Raw genomic sequence first — 23,695 nt, 5'->3', positions numbered from 1 at the left:
GTTTCTGGTCCGGAAAGGGCTTTTTGATCCAGTCACTGTTCCCTTTTTTTTGGAGGCGGCCATGTCCACCGCGACCTCGAAAGCGCTCGAACTGATCGAGCTGGAAACCCGTTACGGCGCGCACAACTATTCCCCCCTGGACGTGGTCTGCACGCGGGGCGAGGGGGTCTTTCTCGAAGACGTGGACGGCAAGAAGTACATGGATTTCCTGGCGGCCTATTCGGCGGTGAACCAGGGCCACAACCACCCGCGCATCGCCAAGGCCATGATCGACCAGGTGCAGAAGCTGGCGCTCACCAGCCGCGCCTTCCGCAACGACCAGTTCCCGGCGCTGCTCGAAAAACTTTGCAAACTGACAGGTTTTGACAAGGCCCTGCTCATGAACAGCGGCGCCGAGGCCGTCGAGACCGCCCTCAAGGCCATGCGCAAGTGGGGCTACGACAAGAAGGGCATCGAGTACCCCAAGGCCGAGATCATCGTGGCCTCGGGGAATTTCCACGGCCGCACCACCACCATCGTGGGTTTCAGCACGGATCCCGACAGCACCAGCCGCTTCGGGCCCTTCACGCCGGGCTTCGCGGTCGTCGAGTACGGCAGCCTGGAGGCGGTGAAGGCCGCCATCACGCCCAACACCTGCGCGGTGTTCGTGGAACCCATCCAGGGCGAGGCGGGCGTCGTGATTCCCCCCAAAGGCTACCTCAAAGGCCTACGCGAACTCTGCACCGCCAACAACATTCTGCTGATCCTCGACGAGATCCAATCAGGCCTGGGCCGCACCGGCAAGCTGTTCGCCTTCGAGCACGAAGGCATCCGCCCCGACGGCATCACCATCGGCAAGGCGCTTTCCGGCGGCCTGTACCCGGTGTCGGCCTTCCTGTCCTCGGATGAGGTGATGGATGTCTTCACGCCGGGCATCCATGGCTCCACCTACGGCGGCAATCCCCTGGCCTGCGCCGTGGCCGGGGCCGCGCTCGACGTGCTGATGGACGAGAAGCTCGTGGAACGCGCCGCGGAGCTTGGCGCCCACCTGAAGGCGAAGCTCGAAGCCATCCCCAAGGACAAGATCAGCGCGATCCGCTGCATCGGCCTATGGGCCGGCGTGGACCTGAAACCCGAGGCCGGCGGCGCGCGGAAATACTGCTACCTGCTGAAGGACCGCGGAATGCTCTGCAAGGACACCCACGTGGACACCATCCGCCTGGCCCCGCCCCTGGTCATCACCAAGGAGCAGATCGATTGGGCCGTGCAGCAGTTGACGGAAGTCCTCGCGTGATGTGGATCGCCGACAATGGCTGAAACTATTCCTCGTCCATCTTCACAAGGGCCGGGGCCTGCTTGAAGATGGCGGACGCGCTGCGGCGTCCGTCCATGACGATGCGGAGGGGGGCTTCCACGCGGCTGTGCACCAGGCAGCCCTGGCGGAAAACTTCCGGTTGCTGCCTCAGCCAATCCCAGTCGAGCAGGCTGGATCCCCGGGGATAGGGCACCGTGAAATAGCCGATGTTCAGCGACGTCACGTTGTGGAAGAAATGGGATCCGAGGGAGGCATCCGCCTGGAAATTCTCCATGGCGTACTCCACGATCACCTGGGCGCAGGAGATCATCGACCAGGCGATGGGAATCCCCAGGTGCGGATCATTGCTGCCCCAGCGGCCGGGGCCGAGGAGCACGTACTTGCCCGAGCGGGCGCGGAACTGGTCGTTCAGCCTTTCCAGCCCGGCCGCCAGCTCGGGTGTGTGGAATTTGTCGAATCCTGCAGGATCGATCCAGACGATGTCCTGGAGTCCCTCGACGGTGCCGTTGCCCACGCATTTCTCCGAGAAGAGGAACAGGTCGGCGGGGTCCAGCTCTGAGGCGATGAGGTTCACATCGCCCCCATCCACAAGCTGGTGCTTGATCTGCAAAAGGCAAAAGGTGGGTCTTCCATTCTGGGGATCGGGATCCAGGTTGATCGCGAATTCGATCTCCACGGGCGTTTCCATGGCCTCGCGGATGAGGTCCAGGGATTGTTTGAGGATCCGCGCCAGGGGAAACGAATCGTACTTGAGGATGTTCCGGAAATTCACGATCCGCGGCCCCGGAACCTCCAGGCCGTCGCGGATCCGGTCGTCATTGTTGTCCCAGACCGAGGCGCAGTGCCGGAGCGCACCATCCTGTTCCGCGGTCCTGATGTCCAGGCTGATGAGCGTGGCATCTTCTCCGCTCGGGAGATCCAGCACGGTGCGGCTCATGTCCAGGGCGTAGAAATGCTTCTGGGTGGTGCGGAGCTGTTCCTTGGGCGGGAGCATGTCCATTTCGGGATAGGGCGGCGCGAACCGGTAGGCCCGCTCGCCGTCCACCACATACTTGCCGAGCCCCACGGCGATGGTCGCGATGCCGTCCTGGGGTTGAGTGTAGGCCACGGGGTAGTAGTTGAAAGACTGGGCCACGCCGGAAATATGGGGATAGAAATGATTCCCGAAGCTGCTCCCGACCACCTCCTGGACCAGCACCGCCATCTGTTCTTCCTCGATCTTGTAGTCGATGGCCTGGAAGTAGCTGCGGGAGGCCTTGGAGTAGACCGAGGCGTACACCAGCTTGATGGCCTCGCAGAGCTGTGCCTCCCGCACCGCCGGATCCGGGTCGTTGTTGGGCAGGAAGAAGGTGCTGTAGAGCCCGGCGAACGGATGGGAAAGGCTGTCCTCCATGAGCCCCGAGGAGCGCACGGCCAACGGATACTTTGCGTGCTTGCCCAAATAAAGGCGGATTTTGTCCATTAATTCAGGAGTTAGCGATCCATCCAGGAACCGCTGCTTGATGGCGCCGTCGTCCTCGCTCTGTTGGAGCAGCGCCCGCAGATCGTTCCGGTCCAGGAAGGACGTGAATTCCTCGGTTCCGATGACCGCCGAGCGGGGGATGCGGATGTTGGCTTCCCGCAGCAGGCCCGCCAGGTCGATGCGGGAGAGCAGCGAGTGGGTGTAGGCCACGCCGCGGCCCTTGCCCCCCATGGATCCGGCTGCGAGGCGCAGGATGTTGAGTTCTTCGGCGGGTGTGGATTCCGTGAGCGGGACGACCTTTCCGCGGGATTTCATGCGGTGCACGTAGTCCCCGACATTCATCAGGAAGGTGCGCATCTCCTCGGGATCGCGATAGTCGTCGATGCGGAAGCGCGCCAGCACCTGCGCCACCTGCACCTCGCCGCGGGCCATGATCCAGGCCGAGAAGTGGTTCCGGGAAGCGTGGTAGATCAGGGATTCCACCGGGAGGTCGCGCAGCTTCTCCCGCAGGTCGTCCATGTCCACCGCGCGGGTGATCTCCCGGCCGGATTCGTCGCGGAAAACGAAATCCCCGAAGCCCAGGCGGTCATAGAAGAAGCGGGAAAGCTCGGCGCCCAGGGTGTAGGAATTCTTGTTCAGGAAGTCGCTCTTCAGGGCCCTCGCCCAGGCCTCCTTCACCGGATCGGAGGATTGCAGCACGGTCGGAAGTTCCGGATTCCGCTCTTTCAGGGCCCGGATCAGCTTGACCCCCGCTTCCCGGTCCAGGACGCCGTCCTTGGGGAATTTGCGGTCCGAGATGACGCAGAGCAGGTACTCCTGGAACTTGTCGCAGAAGGCCATCGCCTCCTCGTAGGAGGTCGCCAGCAGAACCTTGGGCCGCACCCGCATGGACAGCGACCGGGACATCCCGTCGATGGTCCGGTCCTTGGCCAGCCGCGTGGTCTGCTTCAGGATCTCGCTGTAGAGGATGGGCAGGTAGCGGGAGTAGTAGCGGATGCTGTCCTCCACCAGCAGGATCACCCGCGTGAGCCCCACAGCGGTGTCATTGAGGACGTTGCTCCGGTCCTCCATGAACTTGACCATGGCCATGAAGATCTCGGGATTCCCGTTCCACACGAAGATCTGGTCGTAGTGCTGCAGGAACTCATGGCGCCGCCGGTCCATGATGCCGACTTCCACGTTGTCGTTGAGCAGCAGGTAGATGGGGATCCTGGAATCCGCCTGCCTAAGGGCGCGGGAGAGTTCGATGTGGCCCGCCTGCCCGAGCCGGCTCATGACGATGATCATGTCGAAATGGCGGCTGGAGATCTTCTCCAGGGCCTCGTCGCAGGTGGACACATTGGTCACGCGCGGAGGGTTGCTCATGTTGAGCTGGTAGTAGCCTTCGAAGAGGATCTCGGTCAGCAGGCCGTCCTGCTCCAGCGTGAAGGCATCGAAGGCCGGGGCCACCAGCAGGATCTCCCGCGCCCGGAGGGGCATCAGGTCGTGGAAGATCTCCTTGTCGGATTTGTATTTCCGGAAGATCTCGTTGAATTCACGGTTGATCATCAGAAAGCCTCGTCAGGAGCATCGGCACGTCGGATCACCCCGTGGCCGGGGCGAACTGGAAGTGTACGATGCGCCAGCCTGGGAACAGGAAGGGGCCAAGGAACCGAGCTTCTTGAAGAGAATAAGAAAGGGAGGACCGCTGCCGGTCCTCCCTTTTCCTATTTGCCGGCCAGGGTTCAGACCAAGCCTTGGTCGATCATGGAATCGGCCACCTTGATGAAGCCTGCGATATTGGCGCCGTTCACGTAGTTGCCAGGAGTGCCGAAGCGCGCGGCCGCCTCCACGCAGGAGGTGTGGATGTTGACCATGATCTGGTGCAGGCGGGCGTCCACTTCCTCCCGGGTCCAGCCCAGGCGCATGGAGTTCTGGCTCATCTCGAGGCCCGAGGTGGCCACGCCGCCGGCATTGGAGGCCTTGCCGGGGGAGAAGAGGATCTTGTGGCCGTTGGCCTGGAAGAATTCCACCGCTTCCAGCGTGCTGGACATGTTGGAGCCTTCCACCACGGCTTGGCAGCCATTGGCCATCAGCAGCTTGGCCTCGTCCAGGTTGAGCTCGTTCTGGATGGCGCAGGGCAGCGCCACGTCGACGACCTGCTCCCAAGGGCGCTTGCCTTCGTGGAACGCAGCGGTCTTGAACTTGCTCGCGAAGGGGGCGACGCTCATGCGGTCGATGCGGAGCATCTCCTCCATGTACTGGATCTTCTCGCCGGAGATACCGTCCGCATCGTAGATGTAGCCGTCGGGACCTGAGATGGTGACGACCTTGGCGCCGAGATCGTTGGCCTTCTGGACCGCGCCCCAGGCGACGTTGCCGAAGCCGGAGACGGCGACCTTCTTGCCCTTCATGCTTTCGCCCTTGGTCTTCAGGACTTCCTCGGCGAAATACACGATGCCGAAGCCGGTGGCTTCGGGACGGATGAGGCTGCCGCCCCAGTACTGGCCCTTGCCCGTCAGCACGCCGGTGAACTCGTTGCGCAGCTTCTTGTACATGCCGAAGAGGTAGCCGACTTCGCGCCCGCCCACGCCGATGTCGCCGGCGGGGACATCCGTGTTGGGTCCGATATGCCGCCACAGCTCCATCATGAAGGACTGGCAGAACCGCATGACTTCGGCGTCGGACTTGCCGTTGGGATCGAAGTTGGAGCCGCCCTTGCCGCCGCCCATGGGCAGGCCGGTGAGGCTGTTCTTGAAGGTCTGCTCGAAGCCCAGGAATTTCAGGGTGTCCATGGTGACGTTGGGATGGAAGCGGATGCCTCCCTTGTAGGGGCCGATGGCGCTGTTGAACTGCACGCGCCAGCCGTTGTTGATGTGGATCTGGCCCTTGTCGTCCACCCAGGGCACGCGGAAGCAGATGGTGCGCTCCGGTTCCACGATGCGCTCCAGGATCGCGTTCTTTTTGTACTTGGGTTCCTTGTCCAGCACCGGGGCCAGGGAGTGGAGGATTTCGGTGGCCGCCTGGATGAACAGCGTTTCCCACGGAGCCCGCCTTTTCAGGCCTTCAAGGACTTCATCGACGTACTGGCTCATGGTTTCTCCTTGTGGAAGGTGTCGAGGCGGAGCAGAAGCTCCAACAAGGCGGGGATCCGCACGAAGGGCGTGATGTGCCCCACCACTAAATCTTAAGGGCGATGGACGACTTAGACGACAGCCGATACCGGACTAGAGAACTGTACCGTTTCATTTCTTGATTGGCATCACAAGTAAGCCCTGGGGCACACTCAAGATTGGCAGTCCTGGAGTCACCGTGTCCCAAGCCCCCATCCGCGTTGTCATCGCCAAGCCCGGCCTGGATGGCCACGACCGGGGCGCCAAAGTCATCGCCCGGGCGCTGCGGGACGCGGGCATGGAAGTGATCTACACGGGCCTGCGCCAGACGCCCGCCCAGATCGCCGCTGCGGTGGTGCAGGAGGACGCCGCCGTGCTGGGCCTCAGCATCCTGAGCGGCGCCCACAACCAGCTTTTCCCCGAAATCATCCGCCTGTTGCAAGCCCAAGGGGCCGAAGATGTGCTGGTGTTCGCCGGCGGAATCATTCCCGACGAGGACATTCCCGCCCTGAAGGCCCAGGGTGTCCGCGAGATCTTCCAGCCCGGCACCAATACCGAAGACGTGGTCGAATTCATCCGGCGGGAAGTGGCCGCACGGGGCTGACCGGACGAAAAACCCGCCCGGGAGTCCACGCCGGGGATGAGAGACTGCTGGAATGAGCAGCGCGACGGTCCTGACGAACCTCAAGGGGCTCCTGACCCCGGATCCTGATTCGCCCTGGAAGGTGGATCGCATCGAGGATGCGGCCATCGCCATGGCCGACGGGCGGGTGGCCTGGATGGGCAGGCGCGTGGACCTGCCTTCTCGCTGGGCCGCTTCCCCGGCTACCGACGGCCAAGGCGCGTGGGCCCTGCCGGGTTTCGTGGATCCCCACACGCACCTGCTCTTCGCGGGAGACCGCAGCGGCGAATTCAACCGGCGCCTCCATGGCGTTCCCTATGCGCAGATCGCCGAAGAAGGCGGCGGCATCCGGGAAACCGTGCGGGCCACCCGGGCGGCCACGGTGGAGGAGCTGGTGGAACTGGGCGAGGAGCGCCTGCGCACGCTCCATTCCCGCGGCGTCGTCCACATCGAAGCCAAGACCGGCTACGGCCTGGAACTGGAGGCGGAATCCAGGCTGCTGCAGGCCTACGGGGAATTGAAGCGAAGGGGCTGGAGCCTGGATGCGACCCTGCTCCCGGCCCATGACATCCCCGCGGAGTTTGCCGGGGATGCGGAAGGCTATTCCCGAATCGTGGCGGATGTTTGGCTGCCAGAATTGGTGCGGCGGCACCCGGGGGTGGCCCGCTACGCCGATGTGTTCATCGAAACGGGCGTGTTCACCGTCGAGCAGGGCCGCCGGATCTTCGAAGCGGGCCTCAAGCTCGGGCTCCGGCCTCGCATCCACGCGGATGAACTGAGCTGGACCGGTGGCGCCGAACTGGCGGCGGAATTGGGAGCCGCCTCCGCGGACCACCTGATGTTCTGTTCAGCGGCAGGCATGAAGGCCATGGCGGCAGCGGAAGTCACGCCCATCCTGCTGCCCGCGACCACCCTGTGCCTGGGCATGCGGGACTGGGCTCCAGCGCGGCAGATGATCGAGGCCGGGTGCCGCGTGGCCCTGGCTTCGGATTTCAATCCTGGATCGAGCCCATGCCTGGATCCCTTGCTGGTGCTGCGTTTGGGGTGCCTTCAGCTGCGCCTCACGTTCGAGGAGGCCCTCACAGCCATGACGTTGCATGCGGCCGGGAGTCTCGGCCACGGCGATCTCGGCCATCTGCATCCCGGGGCCCGCTGCCCCATTGCCCTTTGGCCGGTGGAGGACCCATTGGCCCTGGTTTATTGGGTCGGAGAAGCCTATATTCCAGTCATGACTCCCTGAGGAGGACACCATGACATTCACTAAGTCCTACCGTTTGCTTCCGTTAGCTCTTCCCTTCCTGTTGGCCTGCGGTGGTTCAGGGCAGGATTCCCGCCAACCGGCGCCCCCCGCTCCCCAGGCGATCCCTGCGGATGAGGCCCAGGCAGCAATTTGGGGATTTCTGACGCTGGAGCACGGGACCACCATCGCCTCGCAGATGCCGACGTTCGTCCGGGCCGGGGATGCCCAACTCCTCGTCAGCCCGCCCACCGTGTCCTGCATCACCCAGGTGACCTCGACGAAAGAAGGCCGCACCTTCATTTTGTACACCTTCAACAATTGCGGCGACGTCATGGTCACCCCGAACAGCTTGAGCGGCACCATTTCCGTTTCCTTCAGCAACTTGGCACCCACCTCCTACACGGTGGAATACAACCATCTCGTAGCGACCCGGGGCTCCCAGATCTGGGAGTTCAATGGCACGAAGACCCTCAACATCAATCCTGCCGCCAAACAGGCCATTCTCATCGCCACCAACTTGAGCGCGGTCCTCACGGACTCCGCGCACCCGGAGTTGAACCGTTCCTATTTGTACAACGCGAACCTGAATGCGGATTGGGCCACCGCGGACACTTTCAAGCTGGCGGGGGGCTACAACCTGGTGGCCAACACGCACACGCTCGGCGGCGTGATCGCGAGCGCCACGCCCATGACCTGGACCGCAGGCTGCTGCTATCCGACCAGTGGTTCGATCTCCCTGACGAAGGACGCGGCAAGCGCATCCGCCGCTTTCAGCCTTCCCTGCGGAACCTTGACCATCACGCCCGCGGGCCAGGCGCCCTTGAAACCGCAGCTCCCAACCTGCGCGCAATAGCCTGATCCCCACGAAACCCCCAAAGCCGCCAAGCTCGCGATACTTGGCGGCTTTGGCATGTGAGTCCTACAGCTTCCTGGCCCGGTGGAGGCGGGCCCCGTGCTTAAATGGCCCCGTGGCCTTTCAGGAGCCCCCATGACCCATCCCAGCCTCGGCCCGGGCAAGCTCGCGCCGGATGTCGTGAACGCCATCGTGGAGATCCCGACGGGATCCCGCGTGAAATACGAATTCGACCACGACACCGGAATGATTTTCGTGGACCGGGTGCTGTTCTCCCCTTTCCACTACCCAGCGGAATACGGCTTCATTCCCAAGACCCTGGCCCCCGACGGCGACCCCTGCGATGTGCTGGTCCTCATCAACGGCACCACCTATCCCGGGGTGATCATCAAGGCGAGGCCCGTGGGCCTGCTGAAGATGCACGATGACCATGGGCAGGACGACAAGGTGCTCTGCGTCGCGGTCGATGATCCCAATTACGCCCACGTCGAGACCCTCGAGGACCTGCCGCCCCACTTCATGAAAGAAGTGGAGCACTTCTTCCTGACCTACAAGGATCTCGAGGAGAAGGATGTCCACAGCGACGGCTGGGCCGGCAAGGAAGCCGCGAAGGCCTTCGTCATGCAGTGCATCGCAGCCTATCCCGGTTGAAGCCGGCGACGCGGACCCAATGGCACTGATCTGCTTCGACCTCGACGGCACCATCGTGGATCCGCTCCTCGGTGTGCGCAATTGCGTGGCGCGGGTTTGCCGCGAGATGGGCCTGGTCTGTCCCGATGAAGCCACCATCCGGGACTGGATCGGGTTCGGGATGCGGGAAAGCCTGGCCATGATTCCCGGCCTAGAGGACCCCAAAAAACTGGAGGAGGCGCTGGACCGCTACGTGGAGGCCTACCGCGAGGACGGTGTCTTCGAACATGAAGTCTATGAGGGCGCGCACCTCATGCTGGCCCGGCTGAAGCGACAGGGGCACCGCATCTACATCGTGTCCAGCAAACCCGGGCTCTTCGCCCGCCGCATCACCTACCAGTTCGATCTGAACCTCATCTTCGACGATATTTTCGGCGCCGAGCTGAAGGGCGCCTGGCAGCCGAAGACGGCCGTGCTGGAGCGCTTGCGGCAGGAGGGCCGGATCGAGCCTGGGGGCTATTTCATCGGGGACCGGGGCGACGACATGCGCGCCGCCAAGGATCATGGCCTCCATGCTGTCGGGGTGACCTACGGGTATGGCAGCCGGGAAGAATTGCTGGCTGCGGGTGCGGAAATCCTGCTGGATTCGATGCCAGACCTGGATTCATGGCTCGCGCAGGAACTCACCGATCCGGAAATCCACGACGCCTTCACTAGAGCAGAGTGAATGGCAGCGGATGAATCTTCAGTTGATGCAGCCGCGAAGCCGCACGAAGAGACACGAATAAAGGACTTCGAGTCGTATTCGTGGCTTCATTCCCGATTCCCTCCAGAGTGAACGCCGATGGGTATGCGGCGGTTGCCGAAGGGATTTGAAAAGGCATCGAAGCGGCCCGCGATCTTGGCCCCGCAATCCGGGCAGTGGCCATCTTCCGTCAGGCGGTATTCCCCGATCTCATACCAGTCCCTGGCGATGAGCAGCGCCTTGCACGCGGGGCAATAGGGTCGAGCCGCCGGAAGTGTCATGCACGTTGCCGGTGTACACATGCTGAAGCCCCGCTGCGAGAGCGATGGAGCGGGCCCTCTCCAGGGTGGCGAAGGGTGTGGCCGGCGTGTCGGCCATCTTGTAGTCGGGATGGAAGGCGCTGAAATGGAGCGGGACCTCCGGGCCCAGTTCCCGGTGGATCCATTCGGACAGGGCGGTGATTTCTCCGGTGGAATCGTTCTGGCCGGGGATCAGGAGCGTCGTGATTTCCAGCCAGGTGCTGGTCTCGTGCCTGATGTAGCGAAGCGTATCCAGCACTGGGCCCAGATGCGCCACGCTGAGCCTGAAATAGAAGTCGTCAGTGAACGCCTTGAGATCCACGTTGGCAGCGTCCATCTTCGCGAAGAACTCCCGGCACGGCTTCGGGTGGATGTAGCCAGCGGTCACGGCGACGGTCTTGATGCCCCGCTCATGGCAGGCATCGGCGGCATCCATGGCGTATTCCGCGAACACCACCGGATCGTTGTAGGTGAAGGCCACGCTCCGGCAATCCCATTCTTCCGCCGAGCGGGCGATCGCGCCGGGTTCGGCCTGGTCCATCAGGCGGTCCATGTCCCGGGACTTGCTGATATCCCAGTTCTGGCAGAACTTGCACATCAGGTTGCAGCCCGCGGTGCCGAAGGAGAGGACGCTCGATCCTGGATAGAAATGGTTGAGCGGCTTCTTTTCGATGGGGTCGATGCAGAACCCGGACGAGCGCCCGTAGGTGGTCAACACCATCCCGCCAGCGATGTTCCGCCGGACGAAACAGGCGCCCCGCTGCCCTTCCCCCAGCTTGCAGTCGCGGGGGCATAGATCGCATTGGATGCGTCCCTGCTCAAGCGGGTGCCACCACCGGCCGGGGAAAAGGGATGGGTCCATTGGCGCTACCCGTGCAACGCCGGGCTGCCATGCTCGCACCACTTCTCCACCGTGTACCGGGAGATCCGGACCCCATCGGACCAGAAGCCCGCGGGCAATCCTGCCTTCTGGATCAGGTGGGCCAAGAAGACATTCGGATCCGGCAGTTGCTCCCATACCTGCGGCAGGAAGGTGCCCCTTTGCCAATCATATTCCAGCACCAGGCCGTCCACGCCGGGGCGCAGCAATCTGAGGAGCTGTTTCTGGCTGTCGAAGGTCAGTTGTTCCAGGGGCGAAAGCAGGGAAACCTCGATCTCGATGCCTGGATATTCGCTCCGGCACAGGGGCTTGAAGCGCGAGTCCTGGAAAGCCGCGGCCCGCGCATTGCATTCCACATCCTCCCGGATCGGTTTCTTCGCGGACAGGCTTCCCACGCAGCCGCGGAGCTCGCCGTTCAACTGAAGCGTGACAAATGTCGCGCCGGGTTCCTGAAGCCAGCCGGCCGCCTCGTAACCAGGAACTGGTTCGCCCAATTGTTCGGCGATGGCGCCGCGTGCGATGGCCAGGAGCGTCGGCCCGCGGTCGGTTCCCATGCCTAGGGCTCCCCGGTGAAGGCGAAGGACGCATAGCCCACGACCCGGCCCCGGTCCCCGGCCGTGTCCCCGGAATTGCGCAGATCGAGCAGGTGGGGAGTCAACCGGTGCTGCCTGGCCGCGAGCAGCAGGCCATTCACGGGGGTGGCTCCGCAGGCCTGCTCGTGGCTGCCGACCCCCTGCAGTTCCGAGATGCCGGCGCAGGTGTGCTGGTCGATGTTCTGGGCGGTTTCATAGGAATGGTAGTGGGAGAGGTCCGAACTCACGACGATCAAGGTTTCCGGTCCTCCCCACAGGGCCTCGATCACTTCCGCCACGGCTTTGGGCGGGGCATCGCCTACGACCAGCGGTACCAGCTGGAAGTCCGCAAGCACCATCTGGAGAAAAGGCAGTTGAACCTCGATGGAATGCTCCGGCTCGTGCGCGGCCGGATTGATGGATACCTGGCGCAACGGCTTGAGGAAATGCACGGCGTCGCTATCCACCGGAATCCTTCCCAGGGGCGTTTCAAAAGCCTGGACCCCGGGCAAGGCGAGGCCGGACACCAGCACGCGGTGGGTGGGACCCAGCACCACCACGCGGCGGATAGCCTCGCGGAGCGGAAGGAGCTGGGCATAGGCGCTGGCGGCGACCGGCCCGGAATAGATGTACCCCGCATGGGGGACGATCAGGGCCTTGATCGTCCCGGGCAGAGCTTCCTGCCTGGTTGCCCCTTTGAGCATCATCTGAATGTCGCGGCTAAGCCTATCCGCTTCCCTAGGATAGAAAAGCCCGGCCACAGCAGCCGCACGGATTTCCTGGATCGCGCCCATGTCCCAAAGATAGGCCACCTCAGTTGAAAAACCCGTTCCTGTCCCACGGGTGGCTGTTTTTTATACCGATCTTGGAACCCAGGCCGCGCACGCCAAGAGCGGAACCACAGCTCGCATAACGGGTTTCATGGATCTTTTCCCGCCAGGGTGAAAAAGGCGCCAAGGCCCATGCAGGCTGCCGCATAGCCGAAACCCCAGGCGGGATGCAGGGTCCAGAGGAGGCCCACCAGCAGGCTTGAGAGCAGATCGCCGAAGCCGTTCACACCGCCCAGCAGACCAAAGGCGAGGCCGCGGTGGTCGCTTGGGGCCAGCTCCGCCGTCGTGGCCCCCTCCAGGGTGTCCTGGATCCCGTTCACGAGGCCCGCCACGGAGAAGATCAGCGCCAGCAGCGGCAGGCTGTTCCAGCCCTTCACAAAGCAGCCGATGAGCAGGAGGGGAACCGAAATCCCCGCAAGATACCCCAGCCCCAGGACTTTCCGGTGGGTCTTGAATCGATCCGCGATGGCGCCTGCGGGATAGGTGGACAAGGCGTAGAACAGATTGTGCAGCACGTAGAGCCCGGCGCCGAAGGTGGCGGCTTTGGCGGCTCCCATGCGCGGCGACAAGAGCTGAGTGGCGGCGAGGATCAGCAGCGTGTGGGCGAAATCCCCAGCGCCGAAAATGCCGACGCCCGCCAGGTAGCCTCGGAAGGTGGAGGGCATCTGCCTGAGCGCATGCCGGAAAGAAAGCAGCTTCGGTCTGGAGCGCGCCCTTTCTGCCACCATCAGGGCGAAAGCCAGCGCCGACAATAGCCCCGGCAACAGCGTCCACATCATCAAAGTGCGGTTCCAAGGCAGGGCCGGGAATCCAGCTTCGGCGCCCCAGGCCAGCAAGCCCACCACCAATGCGGGTCCGAGAATGGCGCCCAGGGTGTCCCCGGCGCGGTGGAATCCGAAGGCCCTGCCCCGCGCATCGGCCGGAATGCTGTCGGTGAGGATCGCATCCCGCAGCGGCCCTCGCACGCCGCGTCCCAGCCAGCCGAAAAACTTCCCGAACAGGATCAGGGGGAAGCCGGAAGCCATGGCGATGATGCCCGAAGCCAGTCCTGTGGCCGCATAGCCGAAGACCACAAGGCCTTTGCGCTTCCCGATGCGATCCGAAAACCAGCCCGCGCCCAGCTTCATGAAGCTCGATGCCGCGTCCGCGATGCCCTCCACCGCGCCCAGCGCCGCCGGCGGCAAGCCCAAAGCGGCCATGAACGAAGGCAGCAAGGTGCTTTGGGCTTCGTGGCCCAGGTCCGAGAGGAAGCTTGTGAAGGCCATCCCCCAGACCGTGCGGTTGAGCCAGCGCTCGCCTGCCATCAGGATTCTCCCCCGCTCTGCTTGGCAGTATGGACGCGATGTCCGCCGTAGATGCCCCGATGCCCGACCAGCACATACGCCAGGAAACAGGAAATCGCCATCGGCCCGGCGAAGGCTGCGCCGAACAGTTCGATGCCCATGACCATGGAGGCCAGCGGCGTATTGCTGGCGGCGGCCGCGAGGGCGATGAACCCGATGGCCGCAAGGAAGGGGATCGGAACCTGGAGGGCCGGGGCAAGGGCCGCGCCCAGCAGGGCGCCGATGACGAAGATCGGCGTCACCTCGCCGCCCTTGAACCCGAATCCGATGGTCACACAGGTGATGGCAAGCTTCGCTGCGAAGGCCCAAGGAGGCTGCGCGGCGTGCTGTTGAAAGATGGCATCCAAAAACGGAAGGCCCAGATTCAGGTAGCCGTCTTCGCGCAAGAGCAAGAACAGGGCGATGACCGCCGCCCCGCCCGCCAAAGGACGCAGCATCCAGCGGTCTGCGAATTTCGCCTTCGTCCAGGCTGCAAGGCGATGGGAAAACTCCGAAAACACGGCCGCGGTGAGGGCCACCGGCAAGGCGAAGAGCGCCACCTTGAGGCCCAAAGATCCGGTGAATCCAGGCGCAGACACCGCGTAGCGGATGGGATCCGCGCCCAGGCCGCGGCAGACCCAATTGGCGACCATCGAAGCCGCCGCGCAGATGACGATGCCTTCGTAGTGCAGCTTGCCGATGGCGATGACTTCCATGCCGAAGATCGCTCCCGCCACGGGTGTCCCGAAGAGCGAGCCGAATCCCGCCGAAACACCCGCCATGAGCAGCAGCCGCTGCCGCGAGTTGTTCAACCGCAGCCAGGCGAAGGGCAGCTTGCCCAAGGAGCGCGCCAGGCTCGCGCCCATCTGCACCGCCGTGCCCTCGCGGCCGGCGCTGCCGCCCCCGAGATGCGTGAGCAGCGTACCGATGAGCACCAGCGGCGCCATGCGCGAAGGCACGCGACCCCTGAATTCCAGAACTTCGTCCAGGATCAGCGATCCGCCGCCTTCGGATTCCTTGCCGAAACGCCGGTACATCCAGGCGGAGATGAGGCCGAAGACCGGCAGCAGCGCCAGCAACCAGAGATGCTCTTGCCGAAGGCGGATCGTCCGCCCCAGCAGCCAGAGAAATCCCGCCGAGGCCGCGCCGGACAGCGCTCCCACCGCCGAGCCCATGCCCAAATCCCAGGCGGTCCAACCCAGCCTTCGCTTCAAGTTACCCATGCCTACGCCTCCATCGAGTTCGCAGGCGCCATTAGGGGTCGTTACAGAATAGTCAGTGCTCTTCTGACTATTCTGTTACGGCCCCTTATGCCGTGCTTGGCTTCGATTCGCTGGGTGATTCTACAACGACGACGCAGCTCGTGGAGCGGTTATGGGGCGGACACCATCGCCAGATCGGTAAGTCCCGAAGTTTAACGGAAAAGAGCAGCCCCGCGGCAAAGAGGCCTTCAAGGCCCGCTACCGTGACCGTTTCCAGAAATTGACGGCGCTCCACTGCCATCTCGTCAAACGCATGGTGGTCGGGAATTACGACTTGGATGAAGAGGCCATCACGGGCACCGGCGGCGACCCCATCCACGCTGTCGCCATCTACGAAGTGAAGAACGGAAAGATCGCCGTGGTGCGGTTCATCAGGTAATCGGAATAGCGAAAAAAAACACCACGCGGAGGGTAGCGGAGAAAAAGCGGAGGGTAGCTGAGGAAGAAATGCTTTTCTCCGCTACCCTCAGCTCCTCCGCTACCCTCCGCGTGGTGTTTTTTTCCTGCTTACGCGCTCTCGAACTCAGCAGTGAAGTGCCGTAGGTACTTGGCCTGCTTGACCATTGAAACGCCCTTCACTTCGTGGGCCCGCGCTTTCAGTTCGCAGATGGCCTCGGCGGCGTAGTCGAAGTGGCTCTGGGTGTACATGCGGCGGGGGAAGGCCAGACGCACCAGTTCCATCGCGCTGTAGGTTTCGGTCCCATCTTCCAGGCGCTTGCCGAACATGACGGAGCCGATCTCCACGCCGCGGATTCCGGCCTCGAGATACAAGGCGTTGCAAAGACTCCAGGCGGGGTATCTTTCAGGATCCAGATGAGGCAGGAAATCCTTGGCGTCCAGGTACACCGCGTGCCCGCCGGTGGGCTCCACGATGGCGACGCCACCCGCTTTCAGCTTTTCGCCCATGTACTCGGCGGTGCGCAGGCGGTAGCGCAGGTAGTCTTCATGCAGGCCTTCCTCTATCCCCACCGCCAGGGCTTCTAGATCGCGGCCCGCCAGTCCGCCGTAGGTGGGAAAACCTTCGGTGAGGATGAGGAGGGTCTTCGCAGCTTCCACCCAATTGGCGTCGTTCAGGGCCAGGAAGCCCCCTATATTCACCAGGCCGTCCTTCTTGGCGCTCATCATGCAGCCGTCCGCCAGGCTGAAGATCTCCTGGGCGATGGATTTCACGCTGCGGTCCTGCTGGCCCTCTTCCCGCAGCTTGATGAACATGGAATTTTCCGCATAGCGGCAGACATCGAGGATCAACGGCTTGCCGTAGCGGTTCAGCAGCTCGCGGTAAGCGCGCAGATTCGCCAGGCTCACGGGCTGGCCGCCCCCGCTGTTGTTGGTGAGGGTCATCATGCCGAAGGGGATGCGGTGGCCTTCGCGCTTGAGCAGCTCCTCCACGCGGACAAGGTCGATGTTGCCCTTGAAGGGGTGGATGGTGCGCGGCTGCAGGCCTTCGGGGATCACCAGGTCCACGGCTTCGGCCCCCTGGTATTCCAGGTTGGCGCGGGTGGTGTCGAAGTGGGTGTTGTTGGGGACGAGGTCGCCTTTCTTGGTCGCCACGCTGAAGAAGATCCGCTCCGCCGCGCGCCCCTGGTGGGTGGGGATGATGTACTGGTAGCCCGTGAGGTCCTTCAGCACCGCTTCCAGCCGGAAAAAGGAATTGGAACCCGCGTAGCTTTCGTCGCCTTCCATGATGGCGCCCCACTGCTTCGCGCTCATGGCGCCCGTGCCGCTATCCGTCAGGAAATCCAGCAGCACGTGTTCTGCCGGGAGCAGAAAGACATTCAATTTGGCCTCTTTAAGCCAGCCTTCGCGTTCAGCGCGTGTGCTCATGCGGATGGGTTCGACGGCCTTGATGCGGAAGGGTTCGATGATGGTGTGGATCATGGTTCACCTGGAAATTGAAAATGGAATGCGCGCCCCCGGAGAGGCGCAGGTTCGTTCGATGGAGTTGGACCGCCTCAGCAGAGGCTTCAGGCCGCGGCCTCTCCGCAGGCAGACCTGGCCTCGTGCTCCGCGCGCCGGTTCTTCTGTCGGCATCCAGGATTCATCCAAGACCTCTGGTTTGACCATACCGAAGAATGCGGCTGGGAGCCAATCCGCCCATCAGAACAACCCGATGATCCGGCCCGTTTCCAGATCCACGTCCACATCGTAGAAGCCAGGCCGCGTGGGGAGGCCCGGCATGGTGCTCATCTTGCCGAGCAGGGCGTAGAGGAAGCCCGCGCCCACCGACGCCCGCACATCCCGGACGGGGATGCGAAAACCCTTGGGAGCGCCCTTCAGCGCCGGGTCATGGCTCAGGCTCAGGTGGGTCTTGGCCATGCAAATGGGCAACCGGTCGAAGCCCAGGCGCGCGTACTCGGCGATCTGCGCTTCGGCTTCGGGTGAATAATCCACGCCGTCAGCACCATAGATTTCGGTTGCGACTGCTTCGATTTTTTCCTTGATGCTGGCTTCCAGGGGATACAGGAAATGGAAATCGTTGGGCTGGTCCGCCGCGCGCATCACCGCTTCCGCCAGTTCCACCGCCCCTTCGCCGCCCTCAGCCCAGACGCTGCACACGACTGCCTCCGCGGCCCCATGCTCGATGGCCGCCTTGCACACCAATTCCTGTTCCCTGATGGAGTCCGTGGCGAAACCGTTGACCGCCACCACCACCGGCACGCCGAATTTCCGCGCGGTGGCGATGTGGTGGAAGAGGTTCGGAAGCCCTTTCTCCAGCAGGTCCAGGTCCTCTTCCAGGTAGACGGGATCAAGGTTCTTCCCCGCGACCACTTTGGGGCCGCCGCCGTGCATTTTCAGCGCCCGGATGGTAGCCACCATCACCACCGCATCTGGCACAAGACCCGAGGTGCGACACTTGATGTCGAAAAATTTCTCCATGCCCATGTCGGCGCCGAAACCTGATTCAGTCACCACGTAGTCGGCCAATTTCAAAGCGATCTGGTCCGCCAGGATGGAACTGTTGCCCTGGGCGATATTGGCGAAGGGACCCGCGTGCACCAGCACCGGCGTGCCTTCAAGGGTCTGCATGAGGGTCGGCTTCAACGCATCGCGCATGAGCACGGTCATGGCGCCCGCCACGCCGAGATCCTCGGTGGTGACGGCTTCGCCGTTTTTATTCAGACCCACCACGATGCGCCCCAGGCGGATCCGCATGTCCGTGAGCCCCGTGGTGAGGGCGAGGATCGCCATGATTTCGCTGGCCACGGTGATGTCGAAGCCCGATTCCCTGGAAAATTCCAGCTCTTCGGGGCCGCGTCCGATGGTCACGCCCCGCAGGAAACGATCGCTGGTGTCCAGCACGCGGCGCCAGGCGATGCGGTCCGGATCCAGGTCCAGCCTCGCGAAGCGCCGCCTTTCATCCGAAGTGAGGTCCTCGGGATCGGACTTGAAGATGCCAAGGCGCATCAAACGTCCGCGCATGTTGGAGGCGAAATGGCGCAAGCCCTGTTTGTCCCTGGGGCAGAGCCGGTCGAAGAGCGCCTCGTCATCGAGCTTCGCCTCGTGCAGCATCCGCGCATCCAAAGCCGCGGCCGCCAGGTTGTGGGCGGCGGTGATGGCGTGGATGTCGCCCGTCAGGTGCAGATTGAATTCCTCCATGGGGATCACCTGGCTGTAGCCCCCGCCCGCCGCGCCGCCCTTGATGCCGAAGGTCGGGCCCTGGCTGGGCTGCCGGATGCAGGTGACCACTTTGTGGCCCAGCTGGGCGCCCAGGGCCTGGCTCAATCCCACTGTGACCGTGGTTTTGCCTTCACCCAAAGGCGTCGGGGTGATGGCGGTGACATCGATGTATTTCCCACTGGGCCGATGGTTCAGCCGTTCCAGCACTTCCAGTTTCACCTTGGCTTTGTAGGGGCCGTAGAGTTCCACATCATGGGCGTTCAGGCCCAATTCCCCCGCGATCTCCAGGATGGGCCGGGTTTCCGCCCCCTGGGCGATGTCCAGGTCGCAGGGCACGGGGGACTTCCTGGGCATCCGGGATCCCTTTTTCACTGGATGCAATGCCGTCGAAGAAGACATGGCCACTCCCAAGCAACATCAGTCTCTCTTTACCTTAGGCCTCTCGCGGACCAGAGGCCGACGGGTCTTGACCTACATCACAATGGGGGAAATGAAGGTGGGATCGCATCCACTGCCCTGACCCAGACGCCCGGTCCATTCCCGCTTCGCTTTGTAGCCTTTAAAATATTTAGCGAAATAATAGCGAATGGCCTACACTTCTTCCATGGCCAAATCCAACCCCGTTTTCGAATGCACAGCTTGCGGAACCCGCTTCCCCAAGGCCATGGGGAAATGCACGAATTGCGGCGCCTGGGACAGCATCGAGGAGATCCGCGGCACCCTGAAGCGCGACCTGCAGCGCTCCCGCAGTTCCTTCGCCCAGGGCCACTACAACGGACCCGTGGCGATTCTCGATGTGGAGATCGCCGACACCGAGCGGACCGCCACGGGCCTCACGGAGCTGGACCGGGTGCTGGGAGGCGGGGTTGTGCCGGGCATGGTGGTGCTGCTCGGAGGCGAGCCGGGCATCGGCAAATCGACTCTGGTGCTGCAATGGGCGGCCCGGGAACCGGGCCTCGTGCTCTACGCCAGCGGCGAGGAAAGCGAGCGGCAGATCAAGCTCCGGGCCCAGCGACTAGGGACCGAAAACCCCGGCATCCACCTGCTCGCGGAAACCGACGTGCGCATCATCCTGGAGGAAGCGGAGCGCATGAAGCCGGCCCTGCTGCTCATCGATTCGATCCAGACCCTCTTCGATCCGGATTTCGAGAGCAGCGCCGGCTCCGTCAGCCAGGTGCGCGGCTGCGCGCAATTGCTCACCCGCTGGGCCAAGGCCACGGGAACCCCGCTGGTGCTGGTGGGCCATGTCACGAAGGACGGAAGCCTGGCAGGACCGAAAGTGCTGGAACATCTCGTGGACACAGTGCTGGCCTTCGAAGGCGACCGGCACCACCACCATCGCCTGCTGCGGAGCCTGAAGAACCGCTTCGGCGCCGCCTTCGAGCTGGGCGTTTTCGCCATGACCGAGCGCGGGCTCGTTCCTGCGGAGGGCAATCCGTTCTTCCTGGATGCAGAGCCGCGGCCCGGATGCGCGGCCACCGTGGTCCTCCAGGGCACGCGACCCATGGTGGTGGAGATCCAGGCCCTTGTGGCGTCCGCGGGCCTTGGCATCCCCCGGCGCACCGCCCTCGGCATCGACGGCCAGCGGCTGGCCATGCTCTGCGCCGTGGCCGAGCGGCGAGGCGGCATTCAGCTGCATGACCGCGATGTCTACGTCAACGTGGCTGGAGGTCTCGAGATCGAAGATCCAGCCGCGGACCTGGCGGTGCTGGCGGCTCTGACGAGCAGCGCCACTGGGCGCCTGCTCGCCGAAAAAAGCCTGTTCATGGGTGAAGTCGGACTCACGGGCGAAGTGCGGCCCATCGCCCAGCTTCCCCTGCGGATGCAGGAAAGCGCCCGCCTCGGGTTTTCATCTGCCGTGGTGCCCAAGGTGGGCCTTGAAGGCAAGCCCCCCCTCGAAGTCCTGGCCGAAATCAATGTCGAGCGGCTGCGGGCCAAGGCCTGGCTGCGGCAAGCGGCTGAAAGCGGAGACAATTTTTAAGGGAAAAACACCCGCGGAGGCTCACGGAAAAGCATGGTCCCATCTGCAATCAGTGATGGCCGTAATCCTTCTCCCCGGCCTTGACCGCGATGGGGAGCCGGTTCTGGGGCGGCGGCAGAGGGCAGGTGGCAAATGGGGTGAAGGCGCAGGGAGGATTGTAGGCACGGTTGAAATCCAGCGTCACTTTGCCGTCTTTGGGCATGGCGGCATACAGGAATCGCCCCGCCGGGTAGGTCCCTTTCCCGCTCGTCCGGTCCCGGAAGATGAAGAAGAGCTGCGGGTCTGCAGGATCTTCGACGACGGGTTCCAGGGTCAACGCCTTTCCGCGCAATTTGAATTTGACGTAGCCGGGAGCCTGCATGGTCTCCGAAGTCCCCAGCACCGTGGGGATCTGGATGTCCTTGGGCGTGGCGTAGGGTACGAACTCAGCGACCACCTGGTAGGCGGGATCAGCCCTGAAGGAAACCACCCCCTTGAAGCCGAGCAGGACTGGGCTTTTGGAATCCTTCACCCGAACGGCGAAGCGGTCTCCCCGTTTGATCACGTAGAAGGAAAGATCTCCCAGCGATAGCACATCCGGTTTACCCTCCGCGTCGCTTTTCAGGGCCAGCTCGTGGTCCGTTTCGATGGGCTTGCCATTCAGTTTCACGCCGGCGCCTGCGGCCGCTTTCACCCTCACGCGCCCCTGGTCCAACACGAAAACGCCAGCCTTCGCGGGGGCTTTCTGTTCAGGAAAAGGAACCGGGTTGGCCGAATCCGAACCGAAAGCGTTGCTGCCCTCCTCCAGCCAGCTCAATCCCACCAGGGTGAGCCATCCATTTTCACTGCCCAGGCTGGCCTGGCGCTTCTTGCGCCATTGGTCCAATTCCTTGAGGAAGGCGGTTCGCTTCGAACTATCGGACGGCGTTGCAGGGGCGGCTGCGGCCGCGGGCGGCATGGCTGGCGGAAGGAATGGCATGGCACCTCCGAATGGCGTAAAAAACACAAAACCCATTTTTGTGTTCTTTGCGCCCCAAGTGGCTGATTTTGTTTTCGGCGGCCTGCCGGATTTCCACTCAGCGCCCCTGCAACCCCGGGTCCTGAGTGAGTTCTTCGATCAAGTCCCGGACGCTCATCACGTCCTTGAGCCTCGCGCCGTTGCTGCCAGAGAAGAAAAGGCCGCTGTCACGGTCGCCGTGCCAGGCGTCCGCCAGGCGGTCGGCGATGCAGTATCCCGCCTGCACAGCCCCCTTGCCATGGCCGCAGGGCGTGAGGCATTGGCTCACGCAACGGACTTTGGGCGCGGTGCCATCCTCGATGTGGGATTGCAACGCCGTGCGCACGCCCCGGGCGGGCATCCCCACGGGCGATTTCATCAGCACGATGTCCTCAGCCTTGGCCTTCAGGATCGTTTCCTTGAAATTGGAATGGGCGTCGCATTCGAAAGTGCCGATGAAGCGGGTGCCCATCTGGACGCCGGAAGCACCCAGCGCCATGAAGCGCAGGATGTCGGCGCGGTCCCACACGCCGCCCGCCACCAGCACCGGAAAATCGCCCCAGCGGTCGCGCTCGGAGAGCACCGAGGGGAGCAGGTTCTCGACGGTGAAGGCCGGATCCACGCATTGCTCGGGGCTGAAGCCCTGGTGGCCGCCGCTTTCGGGCCCTTCCAGCACCACCGCGTCCGGCAGCCGGCCGTATTTGCGCTGCCACTGCTTGCAGATGACGCCCAGGGCCCTGGCCGAAGAAACGATCGGCACCAGCGCCACATCCGCATCCCCGACGTAATCCGGGAGCGCCAACGGGAGCCCGGCCCCGGAGACGATCATCTGGGCCCCGGCGGCCACGGCGGCCCGCACGGTGGCCTCATAGCCCTCGATGGCGCACAGGATGTTGACGCCGACGGCGCCACGGCCTTCGGCCCGCTCCAAAGCAGCGCGCAGGATGGTTTCAAGGGCGGCGGGCGGATTCAGGGACAAGGTTCCATCGGGCCTGCCGAAGCGTTGTGCCCCATGGGCAGAAGGGTGGTAGCCGGTGCCGATGGCCGAAACCAGTCCGACGCAACCTTCCCGCGCCACGGCCCCGGCCAAGCCCTCCCAGGACACGCCCACGCCCATGCCGCCCTGTTGGATCGGATAGGACAGATCCAGGTTGCGGATGCGCAGGCGCGACAGGTTTCCAGGGCCCTTGCGCAACAACCTCTGGTCGGCTTCACCCAGTCCTTCCATCAACCGTGATGTGAATGCCGGCAGGGAAGCCTCGCCCAGGAGCGCGGGAGACCGGGGCTGAAGCCCCAGGGCACCTGATTCCATGCCCAGCTTGGCCTGCTCCTCATCCTCGGCGATGGCGAGGATCGGCAGGCCATGGTGGTTCAGGGCCTGGACTTTGTCGGCCGGAGCCAATAATGCGGAGGCGCCTTGGGCAAGCGCCTGGCTGGCTTCATCCTCGTTCGCGACGGCGACGATGCGCGGGACATTGACCCCCAGCAGCGACTGCATCGCCGGCGGAAGTTCGGCCGTGTGCAGCAGGAAGGCCACACCGGCTTCCCTGGCGGCCGCCAGCACGCCCTCGGTGCCGCCGCGGAGGCCCCTCAGATCCAGCCCGAGCTTGGCATTGTCCCGGACTGAAGCCGCGAGCTCCTGCAGACGTTCTTTCAGCTTGGCGGCATCCGGGAAGGCCTCGGTCCGCGGCAGGGCCCAGCCTCCGGCCCTCAGGAAGGCCGCGCTCAGATCCAAGGCGCCGGGGGCCTGCCAGCCCTGGAGAACGGCGGTCGCATCGTCTGCAAAAAGATATCGGGCCATCAGGCCTCCAAAGCATGCGGACACCAGGATCGGATGCGCACCCATTGACAATGATGGACCCTACCCGTGACCGGGGACACGGAATTCGTTCGTGGACGGCGTCCTCGTTGGCGAGCGCGGGACTCTGATTAACTTTTCAATTTTAGATTTTCACTTTTAGAACCAAGCTCGAAAGGGGGATGGGGTTCAAATGACCATCCTGAACCGGCCACTGGG

At 63.6% G+C, this 23,695-nt stretch carries 16 protein-coding genes and 2 pseudogenes; 8 read left to right on the top strand and 10 right to left on the bottom strand.

Going from position 1 to position 23,695, the window contains the following annotated elements; all coding sequences use genetic code 11:
* The first annotated feature begins 61 nt into the window (after positions 1-61).
* Positions 62-1,273, top strand: coding sequence for an ornithine--oxo-acid transaminase (gene rocD / locus IPQ13_00745; GenBank protein ID MBL0209435.1), 1,212 nt, complete (start codon positions 62-64; stop codon positions 1,271-1,273).
* A gap of 25 nt (positions 1,274-1,298) precedes the next feature.
* Here rocD and IPQ13_00740 read toward each other — a convergent pair whose 3' ends face one another.
* The gene (locus tag IPQ13_00740) at positions 1,299-4,304 is read right to left on the bottom strand and encodes a hypothetical protein (protein MBL0209434.1); all 3,006 of its coding nucleotides are present in this window, start codon (positions 4,302-4,304) and stop codon (positions 1,299-1,301) included.
* Positions 4,305-4,480: 176 nt separating this feature from the next.
* Positions 4,481-5,830, bottom strand: a complete 1,350-nt coding sequence (gene gdhA / locus IPQ13_00735; GenBank protein MBL0209433.1) for an NADP-specific glutamate dehydrogenase — start codon at positions 5,828-5,830, stop codon at positions 4,481-4,483.
* A gap of 217 nt (positions 5,831-6,047) precedes the next feature.
* Here gdhA and IPQ13_00730 point away from each other — a divergent pair, with 217 nt between their 5' ends.
* From IPQ13_00730 to IPQ13_00710, 5 genes are all read left to right on the top strand, one after another.
* Positions 6,048-6,452, top strand: coding sequence for a cobalamin B12-binding domain-containing protein (locus IPQ13_00730; GenBank protein MBL0209432.1), 405 nt, complete (start codon positions 6,048-6,050; stop codon positions 6,450-6,452).
* A 52-nt stretch (positions 6,453-6,504) separates the two neighbouring features.
* Positions 6,505-7,710 carry an imidazolonepropionase gene (locus IPQ13_00725; GenBank protein MBL0209431.1) on the top strand — a complete coding sequence of 402 codons (1,206 nt, stop codon included), beginning with the start codon at positions 6,505-6,507 and terminating at the stop codon, positions 7,708-7,710.
* Positions 7,711-7,720: 10 nt separating this feature from the next.
* Positions 7,721-8,563 carry a hypothetical protein gene (locus IPQ13_00720; protein MBL0209430.1) on the top strand — a complete coding sequence of 281 codons (843 nt, stop codon included), beginning with the start codon at positions 7,721-7,723 and terminating at the stop codon, positions 8,561-8,563.
* 135 nt (positions 8,564-8,698) lie between these two features.
* Positions 8,699-9,214: an inorganic diphosphatase gene (locus tag IPQ13_00715; GenBank protein MBL0209429.1), complete on the top strand. Its 516-nt coding sequence runs from the start codon at positions 8,699-8,701 to the stop codon at positions 9,212-9,214.
* 19 nt (positions 9,215-9,233) lie between these two features.
* Positions 9,234-9,920, top strand: a complete 687-nt coding sequence (locus IPQ13_00710; GenBank protein MBL0209428.1) for an HAD hydrolase-like protein — start codon at positions 9,234-9,236, stop codon at positions 9,918-9,920.
* A gap of 86 nt (positions 9,921-10,006) precedes the next feature.
* Here IPQ13_00710 and amrS read toward each other — a convergent pair.
* The 4 genes and pseudogenes from amrS to IPQ13_00690 all read right to left on the bottom strand — a co-directional run bounded on the left by amrS (position 10,007) and on the right by IPQ13_00690 (position 15,064).
* Positions 10,007-11,099 (bottom strand): annotated as a pseudogene (gene amrS / locus IPQ13_00705) (AmmeMemoRadiSam system radical SAM enzyme).
* 5 nt (positions 11,100-11,104) lie between these two features.
* Positions 11,105-12,396: pseudogene (gene amrB, locus IPQ13_00700) on the bottom strand (AmmeMemoRadiSam system protein B).
* Between the two features lie 212 nt (positions 12,397-12,608).
* Positions 12,609-13,823: an MFS transporter gene (locus IPQ13_00695; protein ID MBL0209427.1), complete on the bottom strand. Its 1,215-nt coding sequence runs from the start codon at positions 13,821-13,823 to the stop codon at positions 12,609-12,611.
* Positions 13,823-15,064: a chloride channel protein gene (locus IPQ13_00690; protein MBL0209426.1), complete on the bottom strand. Its 1,242-nt coding sequence runs from the start codon at positions 15,062-15,064 to the stop codon at positions 13,823-13,825. The genes IPQ13_00695 and IPQ13_00690 overlap by 1 nt, the downstream gene beginning before the upstream one ends.
* 259 nt (positions 15,065-15,323) lie before the next feature.
* Here IPQ13_00690 and IPQ13_00685 point away from each other — a divergent pair, with 259 nt between their 5' ends.
* Entirely contained in the window at positions 15,324-15,482 is a 159-nt protein-coding gene (locus tag IPQ13_00685; protein MBL0209425.1) for a hypothetical protein, read from the top strand.
* Between the two features lie 128 nt (positions 15,483-15,610).
* Here the strand turns inward: IPQ13_00685 and IPQ13_00680 are convergent, their stop codons facing one another.
* Positions 15,611-16,981 carry a tryptophanase gene (locus IPQ13_00680; GenBank protein MBL0209424.1) on the bottom strand — a complete coding sequence of 457 codons (1,371 nt, stop codon included), beginning with the start codon at positions 16,979-16,981 and terminating at the stop codon, positions 15,611-15,613.
* A 219-nt stretch (positions 16,982-17,200) separates the two neighbouring features.
* A complete protein-coding gene (locus IPQ13_00675) occupies positions 17,201-19,075 on the bottom strand; it encodes a formate--tetrahydrofolate ligase (protein ID MBL0209423.1) in 1,875 nt (624 codons plus the stop codon).
* 250 nt (positions 19,076-19,325) lie between these two features.
* On the opposite strand from IPQ13_00675, the gene radA reads away from it, so the two are divergent.
* Positions 19,326-20,702 (top strand): DNA repair protein RadA, encoded by a 1,377-nt coding sequence (gene radA, locus IPQ13_00670; GenBank protein ID MBL0209422.1) that lies wholly within the window; start codon positions 19,326-19,328, stop codon positions 20,700-20,702.
* A gap of 49 nt (positions 20,703-20,751) precedes the next feature.
* Here the strand turns inward: radA and IPQ13_00665 are convergent, their stop codons facing one another.
* Together IPQ13_00665 and IPQ13_00660 are read right to left on the bottom strand one after the other, a co-directional pair.
* On the bottom strand, positions 20,752-21,660 hold the full coding sequence (locus IPQ13_00665) for a DUF1684 domain-containing protein (protein MBL0209421.1): 909 nt from the start codon (positions 21,658-21,660) through the stop codon (positions 20,752-20,754).
* A 97-nt stretch (positions 21,661-21,757) separates the two neighbouring features.
* Complete coding sequence (locus IPQ13_00660) at positions 21,758-22,906, bottom strand: nitronate monooxygenase (protein MBL0209420.1); 1,149 nt, start codon at positions 22,904-22,906, stop codon at positions 21,758-21,760.
* Positions 22,907-23,695 lie beyond the last annotated feature (789 nt).

The organism is Holophagaceae bacterium, from assembly GCA_016720465.1.
In the GTDB taxonomy this organism is placed as follows: Bacteria; Acidobacteriota; Holophagae; order Holophagales; family Holophagaceae; genus JANXPB01.
This window is presented reverse-complemented; position numbering and strand designations above follow the sequence as displayed.